Below are 229 nucleotides of genomic sequence, written 5' to 3' on the forward strand. Positions count from 1 at the left end.
TTAGAAGCCCCACCATACCTGCTGGCATGTATTGCTCTACAAAGTATAGGTAAGCAAAATCGCCAGCTTTAGAACCTGCATCTGGGTAATGCGCCGCAAGATCAACGCCTTGTCCTGCAACAAACCAAGGTGGCATGAACCAGATGATTGGACCAAGCGTCATTAGTACACAAGCAAGTAGAGCTGCTTTACGTGCGTTATTTGAATCTTTCGCAGCAAGGTAGCGGTA

The 229-nt window shown here is 47.2% G+C and carries 1 pseudogene; it reads right to left on the bottom strand.

The window, feature by feature from the left end:
* A pseudogene (locus AB4512_RS25435) lies at positions 1-229 on the bottom strand (transporter); the annotation flags it as partial.

The sequence above is a fragment of the Vibrio sp. 10N.222.52.B7 genome, assembly GCF_041474275.1.
Classification (GTDB): domain Bacteria; phylum Pseudomonadota; class Gammaproteobacteria; order Enterobacterales; family Vibrionaceae; genus Vibrio; species Vibrio crassostreae_C.